Source organism: Mycobacterium sp. 1245852.3 (assembly GCF_001669335.1).
Classification (GTDB): domain Bacteria; phylum Actinomycetota; class Actinomycetes; order Mycobacteriales; family Mycobacteriaceae; genus Mycobacterium; species Mycobacterium europaeum_A.
This window is the reverse complement of the sequence record NZ_LZLL01000241.1, coordinates 1-3,270: the sequence shown is the minus strand read 5'-3', so window position 1 is coordinate 3,270 and position 3,270 is coordinate 1. Positions and strand designations below refer to the sequence as shown.

Genomic DNA, 3,270 nt, shown 5'->3' with positions numbered 1-3,270 from the left:
GCTCCAGCACGATCAGCACCGGGGCGAACAGCACCACCGTGTACAGGTACGCCAGGAACGCGAGCACGGCCACATACAACTCACCAACCACCCCCACCGGCACCGGATGCAACCACTGGTCCAGCACGAACAGCGCCGCCCCGGGCACCGGTGACCCGATGGGCACCACAGCCGCACCCGGGGCCAACGGCGCACTCATCGCCACCCACATCGTGGTCTCGGTCGGACCGTACTGATTGATCAGCACCCGCCCAGCCGCCGCCCACTGATCCACCACCTCGGCCGGGCAGGCCTCACCGCCGACCAGCACGGTCACCGACTCCAAACCCCGCGGAGACAACACGCTCAAGGCGGACGGGGTTTGACTGAGCACACTGACTCGCTCGGCTATCACCAACGCGTGCAACTCATCCGGGGAGCCCACCACCGCATCGGGTATCACCACCAACCGGCTGCCATTGAGCAACGCGCCCCAAATCTCCCAGCCCGAAATGTCAAAGCTGTAGGAATGCCACTGCGACCACACCTGACCCGCACCAACCGGCACTCGAGCAGCCAATGACGCCATCAGCTCAGTAACGTTGTGATGGGTCACCGCAACACCTTTGGGAACACCCGTAGTACCCGAGGTATAGATCAGATACGCGACATCACCCGGATCAGGCAACGGCAGCGCACTCACGGGCCCAGCACCGACAGCCAGCTCACCAAGGTCGATCACCACCACCTCGAACCCGTCCAGCCGCTCGCCCAGTCCCCCCGTCGTCAACACCACCACCGGCGCGGCATCAGCCAACAAGAACTCCATGCGCGCCGCCGGCACCGCAGGGTCGATCGGAACATAAGCCGCCCCCGCCTTAAGCACCGCCAACATCGCGACGATCGCCTCAGCCGACCGCGAACACAACAACCCCACCAACCCGCCTGGGCCTACCCCGCGGTCAACCAGCCCATGCGCCAACCGATCCGAAACCTCATCAAGCTCCCGATAAGTCAGCTCGCGGCCCTCGAAACCCACCGCCACCGCCCCCGGCATGCGGGCCACCTGAACCGCGAACAACTCGGGAATCGACACCGCCCCGGTACCCGGCGCGCTCAACACCCGGCGATTACCCCACCCATCCAGCCAGGTGCGCTCACCCTCATCGAGCACATCGATCGAGGACAACCGTTGCCCGGCGTCGGCGACCATGGCCATCAACACCCCCTGGAACCGATCGACGAGGGTAGTGATTGTGGCTACGTCGAATACATCGGTGCGGAACTGCACCGTGCCGCCGATCCCCGCCCGTTCACCCGCAGCGGTCAAGCGCTCGGCCAGGGAGAAGGCCAGATCCATGGGCGCACTGTGAATGTCGGCCGGTATGGGGGTTATCCGTACATCGCTCAGGTGGAGGTCGGTGGCGTCGGCATTCTGCCAGGCCAACAGCACTTGGATCAGGGGGTGATGGGTCAGTGATCGGGTGGGGTTGAGTCGGTCGACGAGCAGTTCGAAGGGCACGTCCTGGTGCTCATAGGCCTCCAGACTGCGCCGGCGCACCTGGGCCAGGAGCTCGGCGACCGTGGGATCCCCGGCCAGATCGACCCGCAGCACCAAGGTATTGACGAAAAACCCGATCAACCCCTCCAGAGCAGGGTCTTGCCGTCCGGCGATCGGGAAACCCACCGCCACATCAGAACTCGCACTCAACTTCGACAGCACCACCGCCAACGCGGCCTGCACCACCATGAAGGTCGTCGCGTTGTGCTCCCGGGCCACCACCGCCACCTGCTGCTGCAACTCGGCCGGCCAATCCAGCTCCACCGTGGCACCGCGGTGATCAGCCACCACCGGGTAAGGCCGGTCGACCGGAAGCGCCAACCGCTCAGCCATCCCAGCCAAAGCATCCTGCCAGTACGCCAACTGGGCGCCCAGCCGACTGTTCTCGTCGTCGAGATCCCCTAACCGGGCGCGCTGCCACAGGGTGTAATCGGCATACTGCACCGGCAACGGCGCCCACTCGGGGGCACGCCCCTGGCACCGGCTGGCATAGGCCATCCCCAAGTCATGCACCAGCGGCCCAACCGACATCCCATCAGCAGCGATGTGATGGACCACCCCTGCCAGCACATGCTCATCCTCACCCACCCGGAAAAGCCGCGCCCGCACCGGAATCTCCCGCGCCAGATCGAACGGGTGCCGGGTAATGGCGCCGATGGTCTCGTCCAGCTGACTCGCGGGCCAGCCGCTGGCATCAACGATCTCCCAGCCGAATTCGGCTTGAGCGATCGGGACAATCAATTGTCGAGGCGCTCCTTCGGGCGCGGTGATCAGCGTGCGCAGGGTTTCGTGGCGGGCCACCACATCAGCCAGGGCCGCCCCCAACGCCTCGGCCTTCAAATCGCCTTGCAGTCGCAGCACCACCGGCATGTTGTAGACCGGCGACGGCCCCTGCAACTGGTCGATGAACCACAACCGCGACTGCGCAAACGACAACGGAACAACCGCAGGCCGCGGGACCGGGATTAAAGCCGACTGTGGCCGCCGCCTCGCATCACTGATACGCGGCGCCAACCGGGCCACCGTCGGCGCCTCGAACACCGCCCGCACCGAAAGGTCGGCGCCCAAGTTCGCGTTGACCGCGGCGACCAGACGCATCACCGCCAACGAATCCCCGCCCAGGTCGAAGAACGAGTCGTTGATCCCGACCCGCTGCACGCCCAGGACCTGGGCATAGATGTTGGTGAGAGCTTCTTCGGTCGCGTTGGTCGGGATCTGATGCGGAACCGTGCTGTATTCGGGTGCGGGTAGCGCGCGGGTGTCGAGTTTGCCGTTGACCGTTAGCGGCATGGCGTCGAGGACCACGATCGCAGCCGGCACCATATAGGCCGGCAACAGCTCACCCAGCCGAGCACGCACCTGGCTGGGATCGACCGCCCCCGAACGGGATTCCGTGACATAACCCACCAGCCGCTTATCACCAGGTGGATCCTCACGAGCGACGACCACCGCCTGCTCCACCCCCGCCACACCAGCTAACGCGCTACGCACCTCCCCCAGCTCGACGCGATACCCGCGGATCTTGACCTGCTCATCAGCGCGACCCACATAGCGCAACTGCCCATCGGGTGTCCAGCACACCAAATCCCCGGTGCGATACATCCGCGCACCCGGCCCCCCGAACGGACACGCCACAAACCGCGACCCCGTCAACGACGCACGCCGCCAATACCCCACCCCCACACCAGCACCGGCCACATACAACTCACCTACCACCCCCACCGGCACCG

The 3,270-nt window shown here is 65.7% G+C and carries 1 protein-coding gene; it reads right to left on the bottom strand.

What is annotated here, in order from left to right; all coding sequences use genetic code 11:
- Positions 1–3,270, bottom strand: a 3,270-nt coding sequence (locus A9W96_RS10785) for a condensation domain-containing protein (protein ID WP_156765198.1), incomplete at both ends; no start/stop codon positions are given.